The following is a 24,795-nucleotide window of genomic DNA, read 5'->3' on the forward strand; positions in this document are numbered from 1 at the left end:
CAGCATCCGCGTGTCGAGCCCGTAACCTGTTTTCGGCCGTGGCGGTGACAACTTGAGCCGCCACCGCAGGCTTGCGAGACGCGCCTCTTTCAATGACCGAACAGCAAGGACGCAGCAATCGCCCACATCACGAGCGCGATGGCGGCGTCGAGGATCTTCCAGGCCAGCGGCCGCTCGAACAGGCCGCGCAGGCCGCGTGCGCCGAACCCGAGCGCGAAGAACCAGATGAAGCTGGCCGCCGTGGCGCCGACACCGAAGGCCGCGCGGGAGCCTTCGGGTTGCTGCGCCGAGATCGAACCGAGCAGCACCACCGTGTCGAGCCAGCAGTGCGGGTTGAGGTAGGTGAACGCCAGGCAGGTGGTGATGGCGGCGCGCAGGCTCATCGGCGCGCCCGCCGCGGCGTGCAGCGTTTCCGAGCCGAAAGCGCGCCGCGCGGCGAGAGCGCCGTAGGCGATCAGAAACGCGGCACCGCCGTAGCGCGCCAATGCCAGCAGCTTCGGGTGGCCTTGCACCAGCGCACCGAGACCGGCCACGCCGAGCGTGATGAGCAGTGCGTCCGACAGCGCGCACACCAGCACGACCGCGAGCACGTGCTCACGTTTGATGCCCTGGCGCAGCACGAAGGCGTTCTGCGCGCCGATGGCGATGATCAGCGCCGCCGAGGTGGCGAAGCCCTTGAAGAAGACGAAATCCATCCCGCAAGGCTAACGTGCCGCGGGCTCACAGAAAGTTCTGCAGCATCCTCTCGAGAGCCATCGTGAACGGCACCTGCAGCATCGGCAGCGTGAGCAGCACGCCGATCAGGCCGACCGACACGGTGATCGGAAAGCCGATCGCGAAGATGTTCATCTGCTGCGCCACGCGCGAGATCACGCCCAGCACCAGGTTCACGAACAGCAGCATGCCGATCAGCGGCAGCGCGATCCACAGCCCAAGGCGAAAGATCTCGGCGCCCCAGGTCTGCGGCTGCACCGCGCGCAGAAAGGCGAAGGGCTCGGGGCCGACCGGGAACACCTGAAAACTCTGCACCACGGCCGCGATCACCAGCAGGTGCCCGCCGGTCACGATGAACAGCCAGCTCACGCTGATGCCGAAGAAGCGGCTCGTCGCGGTGGCTTCGCCGCCGGTCATCGGGTTGAAGAACCCGGCGAAGTTCAGGCCCATCTGCAGGCCGATCAGTTCGCCCGCGAACTCGACGGCGCTGAAGACGATGCGCACGGCGAAGCCGATCGACACACCGATCAGCATCTGCTGGATCACGGCGAGCACGGCCGCGGGCGAGTCGAGCGGGATCAGCGGCATCGCGGGCAGGCTCGCCTGCGCGCAGAACGCGATCAGGAAAGCGAGTGCGACGCGGATGCGCATCGGCACCGTGCGCTGGCCGAGCACCGGCAGCGAGCCGAACAGCGCCAGCACACGCAGAAAAGGCCACAGGATCGGCGTGACCCAGGCCAGCACCTGGGCTTCGGTGAAGGTGAGCACCGCGAAACCCGAGGCCGTGACGCTCAGCCGACGACCGAGGGGATCGATTGCAAGGTGCGCTGCAGGTATTCCACCAAGGTGGTCAGCATCCACGGCCCGGCCACGGCCAGCACCGCGACAGCGGCCACGACCTTGGGCACGAACGACAGCGTGGCTTCGTGGATCTGTGTGGCGGCCTGGAAGATGCTCACGAGCAGGCCGACCGCCAGGATCGTCAGCAGCACGGGCGCGGCGACCATCAGCAGCATGTACAGGCCTTGCTGGCCATGGTTGAAGACTTGGGTGGCGTCCATGGGTTCGGCTCGTGGGTCAGGTGGCGAAGCTGGAAGCCAGCGAACCCAGCAGCAGGTTCCAGCCGTCCGCCAGCACGAACAGCATCAGCTTGAAGGGCAGGGCGATCAGCACTGGCGACAACATCATCATGCCCAGGCTCATCAACACGCTGGCGACGATCATGTCGATGATCAGGAACGGGATGAAGATCAGAAAGCCGATCTGGAACGCGCTCTTCAGCTCGCTCGTCACGAAGGCCGGCACCAGCACCTTGAAGGGCACGTCGGCGGTCTTGACGGCCGGGTCGACCTTGGCGAGCTTGGCGAACAGCATCACGTCGGCCTGGCGTGTCTGCTTGAGCATGAAGGCGCGCATCGGCACTTCGCCGCGCTTCAGGGCCTCGTCGAACTGGATCTTGTTCTCGGCGAAGGGCTGGTAGGCCTCGGCGTAGACCTTGTCGATGGTCGGGCTCATCACGAAGAAGGTGAGGAACAGGCTCAGCCCCACCACCACCTGGTTCGGCGGCGCGGCCTGCGTGCCCATCGCCTGGCGCAGCAGGCTGAGCACGATCACGATGCGCGTGAAGCCGGTCATCAGCAACAGCACGGCCGGCAGGAAGCTGAGCGCCGTGAAGAACAGCAGCGTCTGGATCGGCACCGAATAACTCGTGCCACCCGCGCCCTGGCCGACCATCAACGGCAGGCTCGCGCCGCCGCTCGTCTGCGCTAAAGCCACTGCAGGAATGGCCGAAAACACCGCAAGCGCGCAGAGCGCGAGCCGCCGGGCCGATGCGGCACAAAAAACAGTGCGCTCAGCGTTCACCGGCCAGCCCCTTGTCTTGCCGCAGCTTGCCGAGCATCTGCGCGAAACCCGGCATGGGCGGTGTGGCGCTCATCGGTGCATCGGCCTGCGGCTCCATCGAATGCAGCGTGGTGATGCTGTTCGGCGTGACGCCCAGCACCAGCCAGCGCCGCGCTTCGCCCCGGCCGACCTCGACCGTCACGACCCGCTGGTTCGCCGAGAGCGGCAGCACCGCCACATGGCGCATCAGGCCGCTCGACGCCGCGCCGCCCATCGGCGTGCGCTTGAGCAACCACAGCGCGAGCGGGATCACCGCCACGATCGCCAGAAACCACAGCAGCGAAGCTGCCCAAGAACCCGTGGACATCGGCGTTCAGCCCCGGCTCAGGCGGCGCATGCGCTCGCTGGGGGTCACGATGTCGGTGAGCCGGATGCCGAACTTGTCGTTCACGACCACCACTTCGCCCTGGGCGATCAGGTAGCCGTTGACAAGCACGTCCATCGGTTCGCCGGCCATCGCTTCGAGCTCGACCACCGAGCCGTGCGCGAGCTGCAGGATGTGCTTGATCGGCACCCGCGTGCGCCCCAGTTCCACGGTGAGCTGCACCGGGATGTCGAGGATCATGTTGATGTCGTTGCCCGCCGCGCTGCCGGTGGTGGGGCTGAAGTTCTGGAACGAGGCCGGCGAGACCTGGTCCTGCACTTCGGTGGCCGCTTCGGGTTTCGACTCGGCCAGCGCGGCGGCCCATTCGGCGGCCATCGCGTCGGTTTCGTCGGCGGCAGCGGCGGTGTTTTCAGTGCTCATTGCTTACTCCCATCCAGCCCGGTTGAGAGCTGTTCAACAGTTGATCGACCTTCAGCGCGTATTTGCCGTTCGACGTCCCGTAGTGGCAGTCGAGCACCGGCACACCGGCCACCTTGGCCTGGATGGACTGGCGCAGGTCCAGTTCGATGAAGTCGCCGGCCTTGAACGAGAGCAGTTGTTCCACCGTGGCCGGTGCCTGCGCCAGCTCGGCGATCAGCTCGACCTCGGCCGATTGGATCTGCTCTTTCATCAGGTTGATCCAGCGCCGGTCGGGCTCGCCGGCGTCACCCTGCACGGTCGAATAGAGAACGTCGCGGATCGGCTCGAGCGTCGAGTACGGAATGCAGAAGTGGATCGCGCCGCTGGTGTCGCCGATCTCCAGCGTGAAGCTGGTCGTGATGACGATCTCGCTCGGTGTGGCGATGTTGGCGAACTGCGGCTGCATCTCCGAGCGCTGGTAGGCCAGCTCGAGCGGGTAGATGCCGTGCCAGGCCTTCTTGTATTCGGCCGTCACGACCTCGATGAGGCGGCTGATCACACGCACTTCGGTCGCCGAGAAGTCGCGCCCTTCGATGCGGGTGTGGTATTTGCCGGCGCCACCGAAGAGCGCGTCGATCACCGAGAACACGAGCGTCGGGTCGCACACGATCAGGCCCGAACCGCGCAGCGGCTTCACGCTGACGATGTTGAAGTTGGTCGGCACCACGATCTCGCGCAGGAAGGCGCTGTACTTCTGCACCTTGGTCGGGCCGATCGAGATTTCGGGGCTCTTGCGGATCAGGTGGAACACGCCGAGCCGGATGTTGCGGGCGAAGCGCTCGTTGATGATTTCCATCGTGGGCATGCGCCCACGAACGATCCGCTCCTGGCTGGCCAGGTCGTAGTCGCGGATCGAGCCTTTCTCGGTCGGCTCGGCCTCCAGGCTCTGGCTGTCGCCGGTGATGCCCTGAAGCAGCGCGTCGACTTCGTCCTGCGAAAGGATCGGCTGGCTCATGTGTGCACCCTAGGCGCTGCGCGCCGTCCCGCCGAGCGGGAGCATTCGCACTTGGGGCGGCCCGGCGTGCTCATTGGATGATGAAGTTCGAGAAGTGCACGTGCACGATCGGGTTCGGCTCGGTCGCCGCCTTCTTGGCCTTCTTCTTCGGCTTCTTCTCGACTTCGTCGTCGCCTTCTTCCTTGGCCGCAGGCGCCTCGGCCGGCTTGGCTTCGGTCACGGCTTCGGGTTCGGCGACCTCGATGCCCATGGTGCGGGCCGCTTCGAGCTGCACCTGGTTCGCGAGCATCTCCTTGCCCGAGCGGTCGAGCAGTTCGCCCGAGGTCTTGTGCGCCAGGATCATCAAAATGGCATTGCGGATCGCCGGCATGTAGAGTTTCAGTTCGTCGGCGAACTTGGCGTCGTGCAGTTCCAGCGTGATGCCGATCTGGGCGTAGCGGTCGGCGTCCTTGTCGGCCAGGTTCACGACGAAGGGGTCGAGCGGCAGAAAGGTGGGCGGGTGCTTGGGGTCGCGCTTGGCGGCCTTGTGTGCGCCGGCGGAAGCACCTTCATCGGCGCCTTCTTCGGCGGCTGCGGCTGCTGCGGCCTTTTTCTTCATGTAGAAGGCCGCGCCACCACCGCCGGCGAGCACCACCAGCAGCGCCGCCGCGATCATGATGATCAGCTTCTTCTTGCCCTTCTTCGCGGGCACGGCGGCGCCGGCGTCGGGGGGCGGGGCAGCGGCAGCAGACATCGGTTCTCCTTCAACGGCAGGGCGCGCACTCGCGCGGCATGAGGCTGCGCGCGGGCACTGGCATGAAGGAAATTATGGAAACGCAGGCCGCGGTGCGAAGCCGGGATAAGCGGTGCTTTTGCTGCCCAGTCCGGCGCACCCTGAGCGTGCCGCTCAGGCGTACAGGTCGACGCCGCCAGCGGCGACTCGGCGCCGCTGCGTCACATGCTGCGGTGCCGGGCCGTCGGCCTCGCCGTTGCCGTGGCTGCCGCGGCCGGTGTCGGCGGGCGTGCCCGACGAGTCGCTGCGGCCGCCGGCGTGTTGCGACACACCGCCGCCGGCCAGCGTGAAGCCGGCGTCGCGCAAGGCGCCTGCCAACTCCGGCATGCCGGCCTCGATGACCTGTCGCGTGGCGGCCAGGTCGGCACCGAAGTCGACGCGCGCGTTGCTGCCGTCGATCACGATCTGCACCGACACCGGCCCCATCTCGGCCGGGTTCAGCTGCAGTTCGGCGCGCTGCACACCGTCGCCGGCAAGCACGCTGATCTGCACGCCCAGCGCCTGGGCGAAGTCGGGCGCGGCCAGGGGCGTGGGCAGGTTGACGGTGAGCGGGGCGGCACTTTCGCGCGCGGCGCCGAGCTGCGTGTTGAACGCGGCGGCACCGAGCGCGGCAGCGCCCGGCGTGGTGTCGATGGCGGCGGCCTGGCGGCCGGTGTGGCCTTCGGTGAGGATCTGGCCGGCCTGCTGGGGGTTGGCGCTCTCGGCGCGTTGGCCGGCAGCCCAGCGGGCCAGGGCGTCTTGCGAGGCGCTCGCGCCTTCGAGCCGGGCCTGCTTGTCGGCGTCTGCCCTGGCCTCCTGCGCGGCGGTGTCGCCATGCGCCGAGCCTGCCACCCGCTCACCGAAGGCGCCGGCGTCTGCCTCGTCGCCCTCGCCGGCGCCCCGAGCCGCCGCTTCAGTGCGAAGGCTGTGCTGTGCCGCCGCCAGCCACGGTGGAACGCTCGGGTCGGCCACCGACGTGTCGACACGTTTGGCGCGCGTGGCTTCCGGTGGTTCTTCCTTCGTGGCAGGCGTCGTCGCTTCCTGGCTCTCGGCGGGTTTCGGGCCGCGCTCGGGCGGGCGTTGCGGGCCGGGCTTGTCGGCCACTTTCAGGCGTGGCTTCGAAGGTGTGCTCGACTGGGCCTCTGCCTGGTTGTTCTCGTCGCCCGCTGCCGCGTCCGCGCCGGAGGCCGGGTTGTCGGGTGAGGCGGCCCGGGCCGTGCTCTGGCGCAACAGGCTCGCGAAAGCGTTCCTCGCGTTGTCGACGGGCTTGGGCGGCGCCACCGGCGCGGTGCTGCTGACGGGAGAGACGGCGTTCGTGACCTGCATCGTGTTTCTCCGCTCAGGCGCCGTGCGGCGCACCGTGGGCGTCGGCGCGGCCCCACGCGGCGCGGGCCGCTTGTTCGTCGCTCTGCTTCTGCTCGCGACGATCGGCATCGACGCGCAGGTCACGCACGCGCCGTTCGATCAGGCGCCGCACCGAAGCGCAGCGCACCTCGACCGCGCGCAGTTCGGTGCCGGCCCGTTCGGCCTGCTGGGCCGTGTGCTCCGCCGTGCGGGTCTGCTGCTCGACGGCCTGGCTCAGGCGCTCCATGAAGCCCTGATAACAACGCACGAGCTCGATCTTGCCGTCGCTGGCGAACTGCTTCTGCCAGCGCTGTTCGTACTCGCTGCGGTAGGTGAGCAGCTGTTCGGCCTGGGCTTCGGCCGCACTGTGTGCGCTCTGGGCCCGCAGGTGGTCGGCCAGCGCCAGGTCGCGCTCGCGTTCGGTCTGGGCCAGCAAGGTGGTGAGCGGGTGCAGGGAGGTCATGGGTCGGTGGTTTCCGTGACAGGGGAAATCGGGTGTCAGGCGCCGATGGCGCTGTGCAGTTGCGCCAGGCTCGCGTCGAGCGTGGCGGGCTGGTGCATGTTCTGTTGCAGCAGCGCCGTCATCGGCGAGTGCAGGCGCACGGCGGTGTCGAGGTCCTGGTCGTGGCCGGGCGCGTAGGCGCCGAGCTGGATCAGGTCGCGCGCCTTGTTGTGGCGCGCGTGCAGCTGGCGGAAGCGCCGCGCGGCGTCGATGTGTTCGCTCGAAGCCACGCTGCCCATCACGCGCGAGACCGACTTCTCGATGTCGATCGCCGGGTAGTGGCCGGCTTCGGCCAACTCGCGTGACAGCACGATGTGGCCGTCGAGAATGCCGCGTGCGGCGTCGGCGATCGGGTCCTGCTGATCGTCGCCTTCGCTGAGCACGGTGTAGAAGGCAGTGATCGAGCCACCCCCGGCCACGCCGTTGCCGCTGCGTTCGACGAGCTGCGGCAGCTTGGCAAAGCAGCTCGGCGGGTAACCTTTGGTGGCGGGCGGTTCGCCGATGGCCAGCGCGATCTCGCGCTGTGCCATCGCGTAGCGGGTGAGCGAATCCATCAGCAGCAGCACGTTCATGCCGCGGTCGCGAAAGTGCTCGGCGATCACAGTCGCATAACTTGCGCCCTGCATGCGCACCAGCGGCGGCGAGTCGGCCGGCGCGGCGACCACGACGGAGCGTTTCATGCCGCTCTCGCCGAGGATGTCTTCGATGAACTCTTTCACTTCACGGCCACGCTCGCCGATCAGGCCGACCACGATCACATCGGCGGCCGTGTAGCGCGCCATCATGCCCAGCAGCACCGACTTGCCCACGCCAGTGCCGGCGAACAGGCCGATGCGCTGGCCGCGGCCGACGGTGAGCATCGCGTTGATCGCGCGCACGCCGGTGTCGAGCGGTGTGCGCACCGGGTCGCGGTCCATCGCGTTGATCGGGCGGCGGGTCAGCGGCTCGTTGTGCACGTGGTCGATCGGGCCCTTGCGGTCCATCGGGTGGCCGTGCGAATCGACCACGCGGCCAAGCAGGCCGTCGCCGACCGGCAGGTGCAAGGTGCGGTCTTCGTTGCGGCGCCACGGGTGGCGCTTGGCACCGAGCTGCATCGGCACCACCGGCGAGGGGCGCGGCACCACGCGGGCGCCACTGGCCAGGCCGGTCACGTCGCCGGTGGGCATCAGGTAGGCGCGGTCGCCCGAGAAGCCGACCACTTCGGCGATCACGGGGGGCTGGCCTTCCATGCGCACTTCGCAGACCGAGCCGACCGGCACGCGGATGCCGGCCGCTTCGAGCACGAGGCCGGTCACGCGCACCAGCAGGCCTTGCGTTTCGAGCGCGACCTTGTCGGCCGCAAAGCTGCGCATGTCGGCCAGATAACGGGGCCAGGCGTCGGGTGCGACCGGGCGCGGTGGCGTTGCAGCGACGCTCATTCTTCTTCGCCCGTGTCGGCCGGCACTTCCGAAGTCGGTTCCCAGGGTTCGTCGCTGCCGAGCGAGGCGGCAGCACGACGCCAGCGGGTCTCGATGCTGGCGTCGATCACGCCGATGTCGGACTCGACCAGGCAGCCGCCGCGGGTCATCGCGGCGTCGGAGAGCAAGCGTGCGCCGCGCGCGGCCAGCACTTCGGCTGCACCCTGTGCCACCAGCGCGTGGTCGTCGGGGTGCACGCGCAGCGTGATGTGGCGGGCGCTGAGCAGCAAGGTGTCGAGCGCCTCGTGCGCCACCTGCGCGACCAGCGCCGGTTCGGTGGCGAGCTCGCTGCGCACGATCTGGCGCGCCAGGTGGGTGGCGCAGAGTGCGAGCGTGCGCGCCATGTCCTGTTGCAGGCCGTTCATTTCAGTCGTGAGCGACTGCATCAACGCGCCGATCTGTGCAGTGGTCTGGCTCGCGAAACTCTGCTTGAAGGCTTCGAGCGCGACCAGCCCGTCACGGTAGCCATCCTGGTAACCCGACTGGCGCGCGGCGCGCAGCTGGGCCGCGAGCAGCTCTGCCGGGTCTTGTTTGGGCGGTTCGGCCGCGGCACGTGGCGCACTGGCCGTTGCCTCGGGCCCACCGCCCAGCGCTCCCGGGTTCCACGCGGCGAACTCGGTCAGTTCCTCGCGCGGAATGAAGCGTGCGTAAGCCGCGGCGCGTGCGCCGTCGGCGGGCAAGGGAATGTTCCTGACCTTAGATGAAGTCATCACCGCCGCCACCTCCGAGCACGATCTGGCCTTCGTCGGCGAGGCGCCGCACCACCTTCAGCAGTTCTTTCTGCTCGGCCTCGACTTCCGAGACCCGCACCGGGCCGCGCGACTCGAGGTCTTCGCGCAGCGTTTCCGCAGCGCGCGTCGACATGTTCTTGAACACCATCTCGCGCATCTCGGGCGTGGCGCCCTTGAGCGCGATCACCAGCGACTCGGACTGCACTTCCTTCAGCATCGCCTGGATGCCCTTGTCGTCGAGCTTCTGCAGGTCGTCGAAGCTGAACATGTTGTCGAGGATCTTCTGCGCCAGCTCGTTGTCGGCTTCGCGGATGTAGTCGAGCACGGCGGTCTCGGCGCTCGTGCCCATCAGGTTGATCAGCTCGGCGGCGGCTTTCACGCCACCCAGCGAAGCGCGGCGCGAGCGCTCGCCACCGGCCAGCACCTTGCTCATCACTTCGTTCAGGTCTTTCAGCGCCGAAGGCTGGATGCCGTCGAGCGTGGCCACGCGCACCAGCACTTCGTTGCGCTGGCGCTCGGTGAAGGTCTTGAGCACTTCGGCGGCGTGGTCGAAGTCGAGGTGCACCAGGATTGCGGCCACGATCTGCGGGTGCTCCACACGCAGCAGCTCGCCCACGGCCACCGGGTCCATCCACTTCAGGCCTTCGATGCCGGCGGTGTCACCGCCCTGCAAGATGCGGTCGATCAGCAGGTTGGCCTTGTCGTCGCCGAGTGCGCGGCGCAGCACGGTCTTCACGTACTCGTCGGTGTCGCTCACGAGGTTGCTCTGGGCCGAAGCGGTGCTGGCGAACTTCTCGAGCACGCCGTCGACGCGGTCGCGCGAGATCGACTTCATCTTCGTGATGGTCTCGCCCAGGCCCTGAACCTCTTTCGGGCTCAGGTGCTTGAAAACGTTGGCGGCTTCTTCCTCGCCGAGAGACATCAGCAGGATCGCTGCGTTCTCCAAACCTTGATCGTCCACGGTGCTGCTCTTTCAGTGGGGCCGTCAGGCCGGGGTGCCGCTGGCCTTGGCCGGCGCGGCTTCGCCGTTGACCCAGTCGCGCACGATGCTCGCCACCGCGGCCGGGTTTTCCTTCGCCAGCAGGCGGGCCTCTTCGAGGTGCTCCGAGCGCTTGGGCGCCGGCAGCGCGGGCAGGCTCTGCACATCGTCGACGACCGCGTTCAGGTTCGAGCCGGGCGTGCCCGGCGCACCGGGCGTGCCGGGTGCGGCCACCGGCGGCGCCAGCGCCACCTTCAACGCCGGCCTGACCATGCCGAAGAACAGCAGCAGCGCCACCACCGCGAGGGCAGAAGGCACCGCGGCGGCGCGCAGCATGTCGATCAGCTCGGGTTGTTTCCACAGCGGCAGTTCGACCTGCTTGATGGTCTCGACGCGGAACGGCGTGTTGATCACCTTCACCGAGTCGCCGCGGTCCTGCTTGAAGCCGATGCTCTCTTTCACCAGCGCGGTCAGCTTCTCGATCTCGTCGCTGGTCAGCGGCACCTGCGTGGTCTTGCCCTTGGCGTCGGTCACGCTGCGGTGGTTCACGACCACGGCGGCGTTCAGGCGCTTGATGTTGCCGCTGGCGTTGCGCGTCACACGCACGGTCTTGTCGACTTCGTAGTTGGTGGTGGCGTCGCGCCGGCCGCTGCTGTTGGCGCCGCCGCCTTGTGCGGCCTGCAGCGGCTGGGAGGCTCCGGTGACGGGCGCGGTCGCCGGCACCGGGGGCTGGTTCGTGGCGGCGCCGGGCACACCGCTGGGCGCTCCGCCGCTCGAGCCGGTCTGCTCGGTCGTTTGCTGGCTGCGGATCGCGACGGTGGCGTCGGCGCCCTGGTTCGGCTTGAATTCTTCGGAGGTGGCTTCGCTCTGCGAGAAGTCGACGTCGGCGGCCACGGTGGCGCGCAGGTTGTCGCGCCCGACGATCGGCTCGAGCAGTTCGAAGATGCGCTTGCCGTAGCCGGTTTCGATCTGGCTCACGTACTGCAGTTGCTGCGCGTCGAGGCCGGCCGCCGGGGTGCGGCCCCCGCCGCTGGTGAGCAGCGCGCCGCTCTGGTCGAGCACGCTCACGTTCTTGGGGTCGAGCTCGGGCACGCTGCTCGAGACGAGGTGCACGATGCCGGCCACCTGCGCCTGGTCGAGCGTGCGGCCGGCGTGCATCGTCAGCATCACCGAAGCGCTGGGCTTCTGCTGTTCGCGGAAGAAGCCGTTCTGGTTCGGCAGCGCCAGGTGCACGCGGGCGTTCTGCACCGCGGCCATCGAGGTGATCGAGCGGGTGAGTTCACCTTCGAGGCCACGCTGGGCGGTCAGGCGTTCCTGGAACTGGGTCTGGCCGAAGCGGGCGCTGTCCATCAGCTCGTAACCCGACACCGAACCCTTGGGCAGGCCGGCGGTGGCGAGCTTCAGGCGCAGGTCGTGCACTTGCGCCGCGGGCACCAGGATCGCCGCGCCGCCTTCGCTCATGCGGTAGGGCACGTTCATCTGCGAGAGCTGTGCGATCACGGCGCCGCCGTCCTTGTCGGACAGGTTGGCGTAGAGCACCTTGAAGTCGCCCTTGCTGTTCCACATCAGCATCGCCATCACCACGCCTACCAGGGCGAGCAACCCGAGCACGGCGCTGAGCTTGCTGCGCAGCGGCAGGGCGGCCATGCGGCCACCAAAGCTCGCGCTCTCGACCAGCGGCAGGTTGGGGTTGATGGCGACGGCGTTGTCCATGGGCGAGCTCTCGTTTCAGAGCGGGCACAGCCGAAGGGCCGTTCCCGAATGAAAGTGATTGTTCGAGAACTTGAGGGCAGCGAATGCGCCGAACAGCCGCCCAAAGAGCAGCCTGTTCGCACCATCGTGGCGTGGCCGCTTCTTTACGATTCGGGTCATGCCGGAACTCCGTGAGCCCTGCCATGAACGTGACGCTGAAACCTTTCGACTTTGCCCAGGCCGTGGCCCGCGCCGGCCTGACCACGAGCGGCCAGCCGATCGCCAAGGGCAGCACCGTCGAAGGCGCGGGCTTCCAGCAGGCGCTGAACCAGGCGCTGGGTGCGGTGAGCAAGAGTCAAACCGATGCCACCGCGTTGCAGCGAGAAGTGCAGATGGACAACCCGACCGTCAGCCTCGAGCAGACCATGGTCGCGATGCAGAAAGCGCAGATCGGGTTCCAGGCCACGCTGCAGGTGCGCAACAAGCTCGTGCAGGCCTACTCCGACATCATGTCGATGCAGGTCTGAGCGCGAAGCGAAGGGCGAGGGGCCCCGTCAGCGGGGATCGACCAGCGCAGCGCTCGGCGAGGGAGCGGGCTCGATGCCCGCGACCGAGCAGCAGGTGCTGCCAATGGTCAGGCCGACTTGTCGACCACGTCTCCGAGCACCGGGGCAGGAGCGAAGGCAGCACGCTGGTTCGCCGCCGCTTCGAGCTGCGTCGACAGGCGCGTCAGCCAGGGGAAGCGCACCGGGCGCGGTGTCTCGTGCAACGACTCGGGTTCGGTGGTCGTGCCGCTGATGGACTGGCTGACGGCGGTCCGCGTGAAGTTGGCCGGGGTCGAGGTGTCGGTGTTCAGAGCCGACACTCGCCCGCTCGGGGTGACTCCGTTGACGCTCATGGGGCGCTCCTTGCCGTGATACGGCTGTGGCAGATCAATCGTCTATCGGCACGCCGATTTGCGACTTGAGCTGTTTTTTTTGCCCCTTCCGGCAGAAATCTCGGCGCGGCCTGCGCGTCAACTCAGGGCGAGCAGTTTTCCACGTTTTTGCGTCAGGTCGATGAAGCGCTGCAGTGTGCGTTGCGTGGTGCCATCGGCGCGCACGAGCTCGCAACCGAGGCGCACGCCCTTCGAGTCGGCGTTGATCGCGGTCACGTGGTGCAGGCGCAGGTCGACGTCGAAGCGGGTGTCGGCGTCGAGATCGATCTGCACGCGGGGCAGGGTCACGCCGGGGGTGATGGCCGGCAGTTCGTCGGGCAGGAACAGCGCGCAGCCGCCGATGCTCACGTCGAGCACCCGCAGGGCGTACTCGCGCTCGGCCGGGCCGGCACCGTACCGGAAGCGCGCCGTCGGCGTGCTGCGCAGCAGGGGCCGCACACGGAACGCGCCGCGGCGCTGAAAGCGGAACATCTCGCGCGGCCATCCGCAGTTCAACACGCTGGTGCGGTTGCCGCGCACCAGCACCAGGTTGTTGGCGTCGAACTGCAGCTTCACGCTGTCGAGGTAGCCGACGATCACGGCTTCCTGGCACTCCACCAGCGCGTCGACGGCCGGGTCGTCGGGGTTGACGGAGAAACCAATGCTGCCGCGGGTTTGGTCGGCGGTCCAGAGCGTGGCACTGACGACGCTGCCGTCGCTCCCGTTCAGGTTGAGTTGCACGCTGCCGTCGACCAACAGCTTGAGCATGGCGCCGATCTCGCGCGGCGTGGTGATGCGGAATTCGTCCAGACCGCCGGGCGCAGCGCCCAGCGCGTCCAGCGGCATCGGCAAGGTCTGTTGAGTCACGCCCGTACCTTTCAGTGCACGGTCTTGGTGTGGCCGGCGAGCAGCTCGTCGAGTTCGTCGAGCCAGGGCTCGGCCAGGCGCCGGATCTGCGCGTCGTTGACGAGGATGCGCTGCATGATGCGCGACTTGAACTGCGCTTCGTCGGCGCCCAGGGGGCGGCCGGCCGCGCTTTGCTTGAGCTGCGAGATCAGCAACGCGCACGCGCCTTCGAGCTTGAGAACCTGGTCCCAGTTGCCGGTGCGCGCGGCTTCCAGCATGTCCTGGCTGGCCTTCTCGATGGCCTGGTAGTAGTCGATCAGCGCGGTGTTCATGGCGGCTCCGGGGTCTGGCAGGTTCGGGGGCGTTGGGGTGGTCATTGGCGGGCAGCAGCCACTTGCGGGCCGATGGCGACCCAGGCCAGGCGCACCGGTTCGAGCAGGCGGCCGCACTCTTCGAGCGTGGCCGCGTCGTTGCTCAGGTTGGCGTGGGTCAGGCGCACGCCGATGTAGGCGTAAAGCGCGTTCAGGTCGGCGGCGAGTGAGCCACCGGCCTCGAGATTCAGGCAGGCTTTCAGGCCTTCTTCGACGATGCGTGCCGCGCGCCCGATCGCGCGCCCCTTGGCGGCGATGTCACCGGCGGCGATCGCACCGCGCGCTTGCGCCAGCGAGTCCTGGCAGGCGTCGAGCAGCATCTGCACCAGCTGGTGCGGCGTGGCGCTGGCCACACCGGTCTGCACGCCGACCTGGCGGTAGGTGTTGGTGAAGGCGCTCGCGGGGTTGTTCGGGGCAGCAGTCGCAAACATGGGACGGTGCTTTCAGTGAAGTGGCTTGCCTTGAATATCGGCGCCGCCTCAGGCGACTTGAGCCACTGCAGGCCGGGCTCAGGGCGCGAAACACCGCGCTGTTCCGGCGCTCAACCGTTGTTGTTGTTCGTGCTGGTGAACTGCTGCGTGATGTAGCTCGACAGGCCGGTGAGCTGGCCCATGGTCTTGTCGAGCGCGGTGTACTGCGCACGCAGCCGCTTCTCGACCGCCGCAATGCGGTCGGTGAGCAGGTCCTGGCGGTCCTGGTTCAGGTCGATGCGCTTGCGCAAGCCTTCGCTGCGTGTGCTCACGGTGCCGTCGATGCCGATCAGGCGGTCTGCCAGCGCGCGCATCTGGTTGGCGATGCCGTTGTTGCCCGGCACCAGCAGGTCGGTGTTGGCGAACAGCTTCTTCGTCTCGGCCAGGTTGGCCAGCGCGTTGTTGACCTTGGTGTCGTTGAGCGTCAACGACCCGTCGAGCTTGATGTCGAAGCCGATCTCGCTCAGGCGGGTGAACATCGTCGAGACGCCGCCGGTCGACCCCACCATCGCGCGCATCTGCGCGCGGATGCCGACAGCCGCGCTGTCGCCCTGCAAGCCGCCGGCGGTCTTGGTGCCGGCGTCGTACTTGGTCTGGTCGGCGAGCAGCTTGTTGAGGTCGTTGTAGGCAGTCACGAAGGCGTCGAGCGCCTTGCGGATCGAGGTGTTGTCTTGTGCCGCGGTCAGTTGCACCGGCGCGGTGGTCACCTTGTTCAAGGTCAGCGTCATGCCGTCGAGCACGTTCGAGAGCGTGTTGCTCTCCGAGGTGATCGGCAGGTTGTTCAGCGTGGCCTGCGCGTTCGCGGCGGCCAGGGCTTGCGCCATCGTCGTGACGCCGGCAGACGGGTCGAAAGCCAGCGCGGAGAGGCCGGCGCCATCGGTGTTGTTGCCGTCGGTGTCGGTCACGCCGACCCGAAAGCCGTTGCTCGCGCCGGTGGCCGTCGAGCGCAGCACCAGCCGCGCGCCGTTGGCGTCGCTCAGCACCGAGGCGGTCACCCCGGCACCGGCGCTGTTGATCTGGTCACGCAGTTCGGCCAGCGAGGCGCCGGGCGCGGCGATCGTGATGTCGATCACGGTCGCGCCGGTCTTCGGCGTGAAGCTGGTCTGCCCGGCGCCCCAGGTGCCAAGCTCGATGCGCAACGTGCCTTCGCCGACCATGGCGTCGGCGCTGGCGAAGGTGGCGGTCGCGTTCGACTGCGACGCGGCCAGGCTCTGCACCTCGAGCGCGTAGTTGCCGGTCTTGGTGGTGGCGCTCGTGGTCACGGCCACCGCCGTGGGGTCGCTGCTGGTGCCCGTGGTGGCACCCCAGGTGTCGGTGCGCGTGAGCGCCGACGACGACTCGCGCAAGGCCGACATGTAGGACTGCACCTTGCCGTAGGTGCTCAGCTTGGTCTGAAGCGTCGTCGCTTCGGTCTTGAGCTTGTTGAGCGGCACCTGCTCAACCGCCACCAACTGCGTGATGATGCTGTTGATATCGAGACCGCTGCCGAGACCGATCGATGAAATGGTGGCCATGCAAGTTCTTCCTTAACGTCTTCGGGCTATCGGCCGGCGCAGCACGGACTTGAGCGTTTGTGAAAACAAAAACCCGCCCGGGACCGTGTCCGGGGCGGGTGGTGTTCGTGTCTTGCGCGGATCGATCAGTTGCGCAGCAGCGACAGCACGCCCTGCGGCAGCTGGTTCGCCTGCGCCACCATCGCCGTGCCGGCCTGCTGCAGGATCTGCGAACGCGACAGGTTCGCGGTTTCGGCCGCGAAGTCGGCGTCCATGATCCGGCCGCGGGCGGCCGACTGGTTTTCACCGGTGATGCGCAGGTTCGAGATCGCGAATTCGAAGCGGCTCATCGCGGCACCGTAGGTCGCGCGGTTGGTCGTGATCGTGTCGAGCGCGGTGTCGATCGCCGCCAGCGCGGTCGATGCAGTCGCCGCCGTGGTCACGCCGCCGCCGACCGTGGTCACGGCGGTGGTGGTGACCGTCAGCGTGTCGCCGTTGTTGGCGCCGACCTGGAAGGTCTGCGCGCCGGCGCCGGCGCCGACGATGGCGATGCCGTTGAACTTGGTCTGCGTTGCGATGCGGGTCACTTCAGCCGACAGCTGCTGGTATTCCGTGTCGAGGTTGGCGCGGTCGGACGTGCCGTTCGAGCCGTTCTGTGCCTGCACCGCCAGTTCACGCATGCGTTGCAGCGCGTCGGTCACGGTGGCGAGTGCGCCTTCAGCCGTTTGCGCCAGCGAGATGCCGTCGTTGGCATTGCGGATCGCCACGTTGGTGCCGCGAATCTGCGCGTTCATGCGGTCGGCGATGGCGAGGCCGGCGGCGTCGTCCTTGGCCGAGTTGACCCGCAGGCCGGAAGAAAGGCGCTCCATCGAGGTCGCAAGCGACGACTGCGAGGTGGTCAGGTTGCGTTGGGCGTTCAGCGAACTGATGTTGGTGTTGATCGTCTGGGGCATGTCGGGCACTCCGGTTGGATTCAATGGCACCCGGCACAAAGGCCGGACGTGTCAGGCCAGTGAAGTGCGGCCTGTGTGATGAATTCTCGGCAGCCCCGGCGGCTTCGGTCGGCGGAAAAGACGCGCTTCGACCGGCCATTTGTGTGGCGTGCAGCCACGAAAAAGCCGCCCCGGGGGGCGGCTTGCGTGTGCGGTGCCGAGGCACCGCAGCAGGAGCGCTTGTCGATCAGCGCAGCAGCGAGAGCACGCCCTGCGGCAGCTGGTTGGCTTGCGCCACCATCGCCGTACCGGCCTGTTGCAGGATCTGCGAACGCGACAGGTTGGCGGTTTCCGAAGCGAAGTCGGCGTCCATGATCCGGCCGCGGGCGGCCGACTGGTTTTCACCGGTGATGCGCAGGTTCGAGATCGCGAATTCGAAGCGGCTCATCGCGGCACCGTAGGTCGCGCGGTTGGTCGTGATCGTGTCGAGCGCGGTGTCGATCGCCGCCAGCGCGGTCGATGCAGTCGCCGCCGTGGTCACGCCGCCGCCGACCGTGGTCACGGCGGTGGTGGTGACCGTCAGCGTGTCGCCGTTGTTGGCGCCGACCTGGAAGGTCTGCGCGCCGGCGCCGGCGCCGACGATGGCGATGCCGTTGAACTTGGTCTGCGTTGCGATGCGGGTCACTTCAGCCGACAGCTGCTGGTATTCCGTGTCGAGGTTGGCGCGGTCGGACGTGCCGTTCGAGCCGTTCTGTGCCTGCACCGCCAGTTCACGCATGCGTTGCAGCGCGTCGGTCACGGTGGCGAGTGCGCCTTCAGCCGTTTGCGCCAGCGAGATGCCGTCGTTGGCATTGCGGATCGCCACGTTGGTGCCGCGAATCTGCGCGTTCATGCGGTCGGCGATGGCGAGGCCGGCGGCGTCGTCCTTGGCCGAGTTGACCCGCAGGCCGGAAGAAAGACGCTGCATCGAGGTCGACAGCGAGCTTTGCGAAGTCATCAGGTTGCGCTGCGCATTGAGCGAAGCGACGTTGGTGTTGATCGTGGACATGAAAATCTCCTAAACGGTTGATGGATTCCCGGCCTGGCCGCCGGCGTTACACGCAGGTGCGTCAAAAGCCTGCTTTCTCTTCACCTGTTGCATGCCCGTGCACGAGACGATGTGTTGTGTCTTGTTCACCGGCACCGCCCGCGTCAGTCGGCTTCGGTTCTGCGCAGTGTTGAAGCTGCTTTTCGCCTTGCCTTCCAACCGGACCACGAACCCGAAACTCCAGGTGCGTTGAGAGGGTTATCGGAGCGCCCATTTGCGAACTTGAGGCGAAATTTGCGCGGCTGTGAAAAACGCACTCTGAAACTGAAGCCGGGTGATCGCCGGAAAAGCGGGTCGGGTGCGGGCCTGATCACGCCATCTCCCCAGTTATCGGCGTGTTCGCATCGGGGTTGACACAAAACCTGCGCACGCAAGCGCCCACCATGAACCGCATCGCCCTCGTGATGATCGCCCGCGACGAAGCACGCTGCATCGAGCGCTGCCTCGTGAGCGCGCGCGCCTGGGTCGACGAGATGTGGGTGCTCGACACCGGCTCGAGCGACGCCACCGCACAGATCGCTGCACGCTGCGGTGCACAGGTGGCGCACTTCGCCTGGGTCGACGACTTCTCTGCCGCACGCAATGCCGCGCTGGCCCTGACCGAAGCCGACTGGTGCCTGGTGCTCGACGCCGACGAATGGGTGGTGCGCGGCGGCGAGGCCGTCGCGGCACTGCGAACCCGAAACCCCGACTTCATCGGCCAGATCAGCGTGGCGAGCAGCTTCGACGCCGCCCACGGCGGCCTGGGCGAAGCACCGAGCTGGCTGCCCCGCGTGTTGCCGCGCGGCGTGCGCTACGAAGGGCGTGTGCACGAGCAGCCGCAATCGACACTGCCGCGCCAGCGCCTGCCGCTGCTGGTCGGCCACGATGGCTACTTGGCGGCACAGATGGCGCACAAGCAGGGCCGCAACCAGACCCTGCTGCGGCTGGCGCTGGCAGCGCGCCCCGACGATGCCTACCTGCACTACCAGCTCGGCAAGGACTTCGAGGTGCGCCAAGACTTCGAGGCCGCCGCGCCGCACTATCTTGAAGCGCTGGCGCGTGTGGACGCGCGCGCCACCTGGCGCCACGACCTCGTGTTGCGCACGCTCTTCACGCTGAAGAAGCTCGGCCGTTTCGAAGACGCGATGTCGCTCGCTGCAGAAGAGATGCCCTGCTGGAGCGAGTCGCCCGACTTCCACTTCACGCTCGGCGACCTGCTGCTCGACTGGGCCGCGAGTGCCCCGGCGTGTGCGGCCGAGTTGCTGCCGATGATCGAGTCGACCTGGTTGCGCGCCGTCGAGATCGGTGAACGCCCGGGTTTGCACGACACGGTGCGCGGCCGCGGCAGCTTTCTGGCCGCGCACAACCTGGCGGTGTTTCACGCGAGCCTCGGCCACACAGAGCAGGCCGCGCAATGGCGCGCGCGCGAGGCGGCGTTCCGCGCTCATGCCGGAACCGAGGCGGTCGCTGCCGTCTCGCTGGGCTGATCCACGTCGTTCGCCGAACTGGCAGGCGGCCTCACCGCTTTTCCGGCCTTCGGGCCGGGGCACGCGCGCCTACGCTCGCACACGACTCTGCTCCGAGCTTCTGAACCATGGCCCTCGCCCTGCCTCACCCCGCCAGCCCGCACGCGTCATCGACCGCACACGCCCGCGCCCACCGCCGCTGGCAGGAAGGGCAGGGCCACGCCGAGCGCGAGCACTGGCCGCTGGCAGCGCAAGCCTTCGAGCAGGCCACGAACCTGCATGCCGACGAAGCCTATGCACTGGCTGCGGCGCACGCGCTGATCAAGGCCGGCCGCGCTGCCGACGCTGTCGAGCGCACGCGCGGCCTGCGCCGCACCCACCCCCGCGCCGGCCTGGCCTACACGCTCGAGTCGCACGCCTTGCTCGGCCTGGGCCGCGCCCAAGACGCGGTGGAATGCCTGCGTGCACTGCCCGCCGACGTGGTGCGCGACAACGACTACCACGTGTCGCTCGCGGTGGCGCTGCAGCGCTGCCACCGCCACGACGAAGCGGTCCGCTCGTTCTTCGACGCCCTGGCGCTGAAGATGAACGACGCGGTCTCGCACTTTCGCCTGGGCATGTCGTTCAAGGACCTCGGCATGAAGGCCGAAGCCGCCGAATGCGTGCGCACCGCCGTGCTGTTGGGCCTGGGCACGAGCGAACTCGCCGCCCGCGCACAGCTCGTGTTCCTGGAACGCGAAGCCTGCCACTGGGCCGCCGCCGACGAGGCACTCGCGGCGCTGCGGCCCGCCGTGCGCGCCGTGCCGGCCGACACGCCGCTGGAGACCGGCGCCTTCCCGCACGCCGTGTTCGTGAACGACCCGCTCGAACAGCTGAAAGTGGCACGCCACTACGCGCTGCACGTGGCGCGCGGCGTGCGAGCGCTGCCGCGCCGCCAGGCGCGCCAGCACGGCGGGCGCCTGCGCATCGGCTACCTTTCGGCCGACTTCCACAACCACGCCACCAGCCAGCTGATGGTGCAGATGCTCGAGAGCCACGACCGCAGCGCCTTCGAGATCACGCTGCTCTCGGCCGGCCCCGACGACCAGAGCGGGATGCGCCAACGCATGCGGGCGTCGAGCGAACACTTCGAGGAACTGCGCGGGCGCAGCTTCGAGAGCATGGCGCAGCGTGTGCGCGAGCTCGGCATCGACATCCTCGTCGACCTGAAAGGCGCCACCTACGACACGCTGATGCCCGTGCTCGCCCACCGCGCCGCGCCGCTGCAGGTGAGCTGGCTCGGCTTTCCGGGCACGAGCGGCGCGCCCTTCATCGACTACTTCATCGGCGACAGGGTCGTCACGCCGCTGGCCGACGCCGCCCACTTCAGCGAACAGATCGCGCAGATGCCGCACTGCTATCAGCCCAACGACGCGCAGCGTGGCCTGCCGCTGCCGATGAGCAGGGCTGACTGGGACGCGCCCGAAGACGCGCTGCTGCTGTGCGCCTTTCACCAGCCGTACAAGATCTCGGCCGACGTCTTCGACCAGTGGTGCGCCTTGCTGCACGCCTTGCCCGGCTCGGTCTTGTGGCTGCTGCAATGGAACACCAACGTGCAGGCCACGCTCACGAAGGCCGCGCTCGAGCGTGGCATCGGCCCCGATCGCCTGCTGTTCGCGCCCATGGTCACCCCGCAAGGCCACCTGAGCCGCCTGGCCTGCGCCGACATCTACCTCGACGCCTGGCCCTGCAACGCGCACACCACCGCCAGCGAAGCCCTGTGGTGCGGTGTGCCGGTGGTGACGCTCAAAGGCGCGACCTTCGCCCAGCGTGTGGCCGCCAGCGCCCTGCACACCGTGGGGCTCGACGAACTGGTGTGCGACGACGTGCAGGCCTATGCGCAGCAGGTGGTCGCACTGGCCCACGACGCGCCGCGGCGCGCCGCCCTGCGCGAGCACCTGCACGCGCAGCGCAGCACCAGCCCCCTGTTCGATGGCGCCCTGTTCGCGCGTGACATCGAGGCCCTGTTCCAGCGCATGTGGGCGCGCGCCGTCGCGGGCTTGCCGCCCGAGCACCTGCCGGCGGTCTGAGCGCGGGCTGCGCGCAGCTCGCCGGTTAGCATGGCGCTTCGTCCGCAAGACCGGGTCGAACCCGGCGAGCCGCCCATGACAAACACCACCACACGTACCCGCTGGCCCCTGCCGCGCAGCCTGCCGGCGCTGCTGTGGGCGAGCGCGGTGCTGTGGTCCCCTTCGATCGCGCAGGCCCAGGGCAGCGCCTGCGAGCAACTCAAGGCCACGCTGGCGGCGCGCATCGAAGCCACGGGCGTGCGCGGCTATTCGCTCGAAGCCGTGCCGGCTTCCACGCCGGTGCCGGCTGGCGCCAAGGTCATCGGCAACTGCGAAGGCGGTGAGCGCAAGATGCTGTACCGGCGCTTCGGCGGCGCGTCGGCCGCAGCCTCGGCACCCGCTGTGGCGCAGGAGCCGCCGCCGAAGCGGCAGACAGCGCCTGCAAGAGTGGATGTTCCGGTGGCTGTGGCTGCCTCGGTGCCGGTGCCAGCCCCCAAGCCTGCGCCCGTTCAAGCTGTGGCGCCGGAGCCGGCGAAGGCCGAGCCCGTTGCCTCGAAAGAGATCGAGCCGGTGCGGGTGGTCGAATCTGCGCCACCGCCACCGCCACCGCCACCGCCACCTGCGGCGTCGGCTGTGCTGGCTGTGCCTGTCGAGCCGGGCGTGGAAGGGCCAACGTTGTTGCAGAGGGCGTCTGCATTCGCTGTCGGGTATTGGCCCTGGCTTCTGGCCTTGTTTTTGGTGCCGCTTGGTGTGGTGGGTTGGGCTTGGCGCGCTCACCACTTGGCCTACGACAAGAACGGCTTGCCGCGGGGGCCTCGGCTCTGAATCCGACGTTCGGGGCGTCGCGGCGGGCGGCAGCCGGCGCTGGCTCATGCTGTGGCGGTCGAGGCTGCGCCTCGACTGCACTGCGAAGCGCGTAAGCCTGCCCGCACGCGCCTTTGCCGCTCCAGTCGCCAACTCGAGCAGTCCGACGCACCAGCAGAAAGCGCCCAATAGCGCCCCGATGCCCGTCTTGTTCAAGCCTTCGCCCATCACCCCGCCCGCCTAAGCTCCCAGCACCGGGCTACTGTGACCCGGCTCCTGTCGAACAAGGCGCGCCGATGAGCCAGCACCCTCCCATTCACCTCTGCATCCAGCAACCCGCGGGCTACGTGCATTCGCTCGGGCTGCTCGACCAGGCGCGGTACTTCCGCTACCAGTTCCGGCGCCTCGGCCTGAACGTCACGCTCGCGAAGAACCGGCTGCGCCACGACGCTGTCAACTTTGTCTTCGGCGCACACCTCGGCTTCAACGCGGCACAGCGCGAGCGCCATGCCTGCATCTTCGTCAACCTCGAACAGCTGGGCGAGGGCGGTGCCCAGGTCTCGGCAGCCTACCTGAAGCTGCTGGCCACCTCCGCCGTGGTCGACTACAACGACGACAACCGCGCGGCCTACGCCGCCGACGTGAACGATGTGCCGGTCGTGCCGCTGCTGCACGCGCCCTACCTGAAGCCTGAACACTCGATCCCGCTTGAAGAGCGGTCGATCGACCTGCTCTTCATCGGCAGCATGAACGAACGCCGCCGCGCCTGGCTCGACCGCATCGAAGCGCTCGGCCTGTCGGTGGCCATGTTCGACGGCCCGCTCTACGGCCCCGAGCGTGACCAGTTCATCCTGCAGGCCAAGGCCGTGGTCAACGCGCACTTCTACGAGAGCAGCCGCTTCGAGCAGGCACGCGTGGCGCATTGCCTGTCGCTCGGCACGCCGGTGATCGCCGAGCGCACCGCGCGCACCGAGCCGCACCCGGCATTCGAAGACTGCGTGCTGTGGCTCGAAGGCGAGCAGCTCGAACAGTTCTTCAGCGACGATTTCGGCACGCCAGAATTTTTCAATGCCTCGCGCGAAGCCTTGCAACGCTTCGAGCAGGCCGACCCGATCGAGGCCTATGCCGATCTGGTCGGATTCGCGACCGGCTTTTGCCACGCCCACCACGAGCGCCGCCCGAAAGACGCCTGGCAGCCCACGAGCATCAACCTCGGCTCGGGCAAGGACTACCAGAGCGGCTGGCTGAACCTCGACGTGCTCGACCGCACCGAACCCGACCTGGTGCTCGACCTCGGCCAGCCCTGCACCTGGCCGCTCGAAGCACAGAGCCCGCTGGCCGGCGCCGTGCGGCTCGAAGAAGCCAGCGTCGACACCATCTACGCCAACAACGTGCTCGAACACGTGCCCGACCTGCCGCGGCTGATGGGCAACTGCCTGAAGCTCCTGAAGACCGGCGGCCAGTTCATCATCGAGGTGCCCTACGAACACGCGCAGACGGCCTGGCAAGACCCGACCCACCTGCGCGCATTGAACGAGCAGTCGTGGATCTACTACGCCGACTGGTTCTGGTACCTCGGCTGGTTCGAACACCGCTTTCACGTCGAACAATCGGGCTACCTCGACATCGAGTTGCGCGAATGCACGCGCGACAAGGCTGCCTTCATGCGCGTGTGCCTGCGCAAGGTCGAGACCACGCTGCGCGAACGCACGACCGCGCGCACCATGGCGGCCCGGCTCGAACTGCCCGAAGACGACGCGCCGCTGGCCTTCCAGCCGCAGCGCGAATCGGTGGCGCTGCGCGCCTGAGAACAGCCATGTCGCAGGCCCACCGTTTTGCGAAGCTCGACTTCGAGGCCTTTCGCCAGCTCGCCGGCGAAGCGGGTCTGAGCCGGCACGAGAAGGTCGGCTTCCCCGACGACTACCGCGATGGCAAGGAAGAAGCGATTTTTGCCGACATGCTCGCCAAGCTGCCCTCGCTGCAGAAGCCGGGCGCCCAGGTGATCGAGATCGGGCCGGGCTGCAGCGCCTTGCCGGTGATGCTGGCCGGGCACTGCGCAGCGCTGGAAGGCCGGCTGATGCTGGTCGACAGTGCAGAGATGCTCGCGCTGCTGCCCGACGCGCCGCACGTGCACAAGGTGGCCGGCGCTTTTCCGGAGGCGCTCGTGCCGTTGCAGGACATGCTGCGTGGCCGCATCGACACCATCGTCGCCTACAGCGTCGTGCAATACGTGTTCGCCGAGGGCAATCTGTGGCGCTTTCTCGACCGCTGCTTTGCGCTGCTGGCCGACGGCGGCGAGCTCTTTCTCGGCGACATCCCGAACACGACGATGCGCAAACGCTTCTTCGCCAGTGCTGCAGGCGTTGCGAGCCACCGCGCATACACCGGCACCGATGAAAAGCCGGTGGTCGCCTTCAACGTGCCCGAGCCCGACCAGATGGACGACGCCGTCGTCTTCGGCATCCTGATGCGCGCCCGCGCCCAGGGCTTTCACGCCTGGGTGCTGCCGCAGGCGGCCGACCTGCCCATGGGCAACCGGCGCGAAGACATCCTGATCCGCAAGCCCTGA

The 24,795-nt window shown here is 68.1% G+C and carries 27 protein-coding genes; 6 read left to right on the top strand and 21 right to left on the bottom strand.

Annotated features, from left to right (window positions below):
- Positions 1-89: 89 nt before the first annotated feature.
- The 14 genes from AC30PD_RS17620 to fliF form a co-directional block, all read right to left on the bottom strand.
- Entirely contained in the window at positions 90-695 is a 606-nt protein-coding gene (locus AC30PD_RS17620) for a LysE/ArgO family amino acid transporter (protein ID WP_489536969.1), read from the bottom strand.
- 25 nt (positions 696-720) lie between these two features.
- Positions 721-1,482 carry a flagellar biosynthetic protein FliR gene (gene fliR / locus AC30PD_RS17625; protein ID WP_489536970.1) on the bottom strand — a complete coding sequence of 254 codons (762 nt, stop codon included), beginning with the start codon at positions 1,480-1,482 and terminating at the stop codon, positions 721-723.
- A gap of 23 nt (positions 1,483-1,505) precedes the next feature.
- Positions 1,506-1,775, bottom strand: a complete 270-nt coding sequence (fliQ, locus tag AC30PD_RS17630) for a flagellar biosynthesis protein FliQ (protein ID WP_489536971.1) — start codon at positions 1,773-1,775, stop codon at positions 1,506-1,508.
- Positions 1,776-1,791: 16 nt separating this feature from the next.
- Positions 1,792-2,577 carry a flagellar type III secretion system pore protein FliP gene (fliP, locus tag AC30PD_RS17635; RefSeq protein WP_489536972.1) on the bottom strand — a complete coding sequence of 262 codons (786 nt, stop codon included), beginning with the start codon at positions 2,575-2,577 and terminating at the stop codon, positions 1,792-1,794.
- Positions 2,567-2,923: a FliO/MopB family protein gene (locus AC30PD_RS17640; protein WP_489536973.1), complete on the bottom strand. Its 357-nt coding sequence runs from the start codon at positions 2,921-2,923 to the stop codon at positions 2,567-2,569. The genes fliP and AC30PD_RS17640 overlap by 11 nt, the downstream gene beginning before the upstream one ends.
- A 6-nt stretch (positions 2,924-2,929) precedes the next feature.
- Entirely contained in the window at positions 2,930-3,361 is a 432-nt protein-coding gene (fliN, locus tag AC30PD_RS17645) for a flagellar motor switch protein FliN (RefSeq protein WP_489536974.1), read from the bottom strand.
- Complete coding sequence (fliM, locus tag AC30PD_RS17650; RefSeq protein ID WP_489536975.1) at positions 3,351-4,355, bottom strand: flagellar motor switch protein FliM; 1,005 nt, start codon at positions 4,353-4,355, stop codon at positions 3,351-3,353. Before fliM ends, fliN begins: the two co-directional genes overlap by 11 nt.
- A 70-nt stretch (positions 4,356-4,425) precedes the next feature.
- Positions 4,426-5,088 carry a flagellar basal body-associated FliL family protein gene (locus AC30PD_RS17655; protein ID WP_489536976.1) on the bottom strand — a complete coding sequence of 221 codons (663 nt, stop codon included), beginning with the start codon at positions 5,086-5,088 and terminating at the stop codon, positions 4,426-4,428.
- A gap of 153 nt (positions 5,089-5,241) precedes the next feature.
- Positions 5,242-6,432: a flagellar hook-length control protein FliK gene (locus AC30PD_RS17660; protein ID WP_489536977.1), complete on the bottom strand. Its 1,191-nt coding sequence runs from the start codon at positions 6,430-6,432 to the stop codon at positions 5,242-5,244.
- Positions 6,433-6,445: 13 nt separating this feature from the next.
- Positions 6,446-6,913, bottom strand: a complete 468-nt coding sequence (fliJ, locus tag AC30PD_RS17665; protein WP_489536978.1) for a flagellar export protein FliJ — start codon at positions 6,911-6,913, stop codon at positions 6,446-6,448.
- Between the two features lie 35 nt (positions 6,914-6,948).
- Positions 6,949-8,370, bottom strand: coding sequence for a flagellar protein export ATPase FliI (gene fliI / locus AC30PD_RS17670; RefSeq protein WP_489536979.1), 1,422 nt, complete (start codon positions 8,368-8,370; stop codon positions 6,949-6,951).
- On the bottom strand, positions 8,367-9,119 hold the full coding sequence (locus tag AC30PD_RS17675) for a FliH/SctL family protein (protein WP_489536980.1): 753 nt from the start codon (positions 9,117-9,119) through the stop codon (positions 8,367-8,369). Before AC30PD_RS17675 ends, fliI begins: the two co-directional genes overlap by 4 nt.
- The gene (fliG, locus tag AC30PD_RS17680) at positions 9,106-10,101 is read right to left on the bottom strand and encodes a flagellar motor switch protein FliG (protein WP_489536981.1); all 996 of its coding nucleotides are present in this window, start codon (positions 10,099-10,101) and stop codon (positions 9,106-9,108) included. Before fliG ends, AC30PD_RS17675 begins: the two co-directional genes overlap by 14 nt.
- A gap of 24 nt (positions 10,102-10,125) precedes the next feature.
- A complete protein-coding gene (gene fliF / locus AC30PD_RS17685) occupies positions 10,126-11,832 on the bottom strand; it encodes a flagellar basal-body MS-ring/collar protein FliF (RefSeq protein ID WP_489536982.1) in 1,707 nt (568 codons plus the stop codon).
- 182 nt (positions 11,833-12,014) lie between these two features.
- Between fliF and fliE the strand changes: the two genes are divergently transcribed.
- A complete protein-coding gene (fliE, locus tag AC30PD_RS17690; protein ID WP_489536983.1) occupies positions 12,015-12,338 on the top strand; it encodes a flagellar hook-basal body complex protein FliE in 324 nt (107 codons plus the stop codon).
- A 107-nt stretch (positions 12,339-12,445) separates the two neighbouring features.
- On the opposite strand, the gene AC30PD_RS17695 is transcribed toward fliE, so the two are convergent.
- The 7 genes from AC30PD_RS17695 to AC30PD_RS17725 all read right to left on the bottom strand — a co-directional run bounded on the left by AC30PD_RS17695 (position 12,446) and on the right by AC30PD_RS17725 (position 17,887).
- Positions 12,446-12,709 (bottom strand): hypothetical protein, encoded by a 264-nt coding sequence (locus tag AC30PD_RS17695; protein ID WP_489536984.1) that lies wholly within the window; start codon positions 12,707-12,709, stop codon positions 12,446-12,448.
- Between the two features lie 117 nt (positions 12,710-12,826).
- On the bottom strand, positions 12,827-13,594 hold the full coding sequence (locus AC30PD_RS17700) for a flagellar brake protein (protein WP_489536985.1): 768 nt from the start codon (positions 13,592-13,594) through the stop codon (positions 12,827-12,829).
- 11 nt (positions 13,595-13,605) lie between these two features.
- Positions 13,606-13,905: a flagellar protein FliT gene (locus AC30PD_RS17705; protein ID WP_489536986.1), complete on the bottom strand. Its 300-nt coding sequence runs from the start codon at positions 13,903-13,905 to the stop codon at positions 13,606-13,608.
- A gap of 41 nt (positions 13,906-13,946) precedes the next feature.
- Entirely contained in the window at positions 13,947-14,375 is a 429-nt protein-coding gene (gene fliS / locus AC30PD_RS17710; RefSeq protein ID WP_489536987.1) for a flagellar export chaperone FliS, read from the bottom strand.
- A gap of 110 nt (positions 14,376-14,485) precedes the next feature.
- Positions 14,486-15,928 (bottom strand): flagellar filament capping protein FliD, encoded by a 1,443-nt coding sequence (gene fliD / locus AC30PD_RS17715; RefSeq protein WP_489536988.1) that lies wholly within the window; start codon positions 15,926-15,928, stop codon positions 14,486-14,488.
- A gap of 125 nt (positions 15,929-16,053) precedes the next feature.
- Positions 16,054-16,860, bottom strand: coding sequence for a flagellin N-terminal helical domain-containing protein (locus AC30PD_RS17720; RefSeq protein ID WP_489536989.1), 807 nt, complete (start codon positions 16,858-16,860; stop codon positions 16,054-16,056).
- Between the two features lie 226 nt (positions 16,861-17,086).
- Positions 17,087-17,887 carry a flagellin N-terminal helical domain-containing protein gene (locus tag AC30PD_RS17725; protein WP_489536990.1) on the bottom strand — a complete coding sequence of 267 codons (801 nt, stop codon included), beginning with the start codon at positions 17,885-17,887 and terminating at the stop codon, positions 17,087-17,089.
- A 422-nt stretch (positions 17,888-18,309) separates the two neighbouring features.
- Between AC30PD_RS17725 and AC30PD_RS17730 the strand changes: the two genes are divergently transcribed.
- From AC30PD_RS17730 to AC30PD_RS17750, 5 genes are all read left to right on the top strand, one after another.
- A complete protein-coding gene (locus AC30PD_RS17730) occupies positions 18,310-19,395 on the top strand; it encodes a glycosyltransferase (RefSeq protein WP_489536991.1) in 1,086 nt (361 codons plus the stop codon).
- A 107-nt stretch (positions 19,396-19,502) separates the two neighbouring features.
- Positions 19,503-21,443: an O-linked N-acetylglucosamine transferase, SPINDLY family protein gene (locus AC30PD_RS17735; protein ID WP_489536992.1), complete on the top strand. Its 1,941-nt coding sequence runs from the start codon at positions 19,503-19,505 to the stop codon at positions 21,441-21,443.
- Between the two features lie 75 nt (positions 21,444-21,518).
- Positions 21,519-22,247, top strand: coding sequence for a DUF1161 domain-containing protein (locus tag AC30PD_RS17740; RefSeq protein ID WP_489536993.1), 729 nt, complete (start codon positions 21,519-21,521; stop codon positions 22,245-22,247).
- Positions 22,248-22,522: 275 nt separating this feature from the next.
- Positions 22,523-24,034, top strand: a complete 1,512-nt coding sequence (locus AC30PD_RS17745; RefSeq protein ID WP_489536994.1) for a class I SAM-dependent methyltransferase — start codon at positions 22,523-22,525, stop codon at positions 24,032-24,034.
- A gap of 8 nt (positions 24,035-24,042) precedes the next feature.
- The gene (locus AC30PD_RS17750) at positions 24,043-24,795 is read left to right on the top strand and encodes a class I SAM-dependent methyltransferase (RefSeq protein ID WP_489536995.1); all 753 of its coding nucleotides are present in this window, start codon (positions 24,043-24,045) and stop codon (positions 24,793-24,795) included.

Source organism: Rhizobacter sp. (assembly GCF_032229685.1).
Lineage (GTDB): Bacteria > Pseudomonadota > Gammaproteobacteria > Burkholderiales > Burkholderiaceae_C > LMDS01.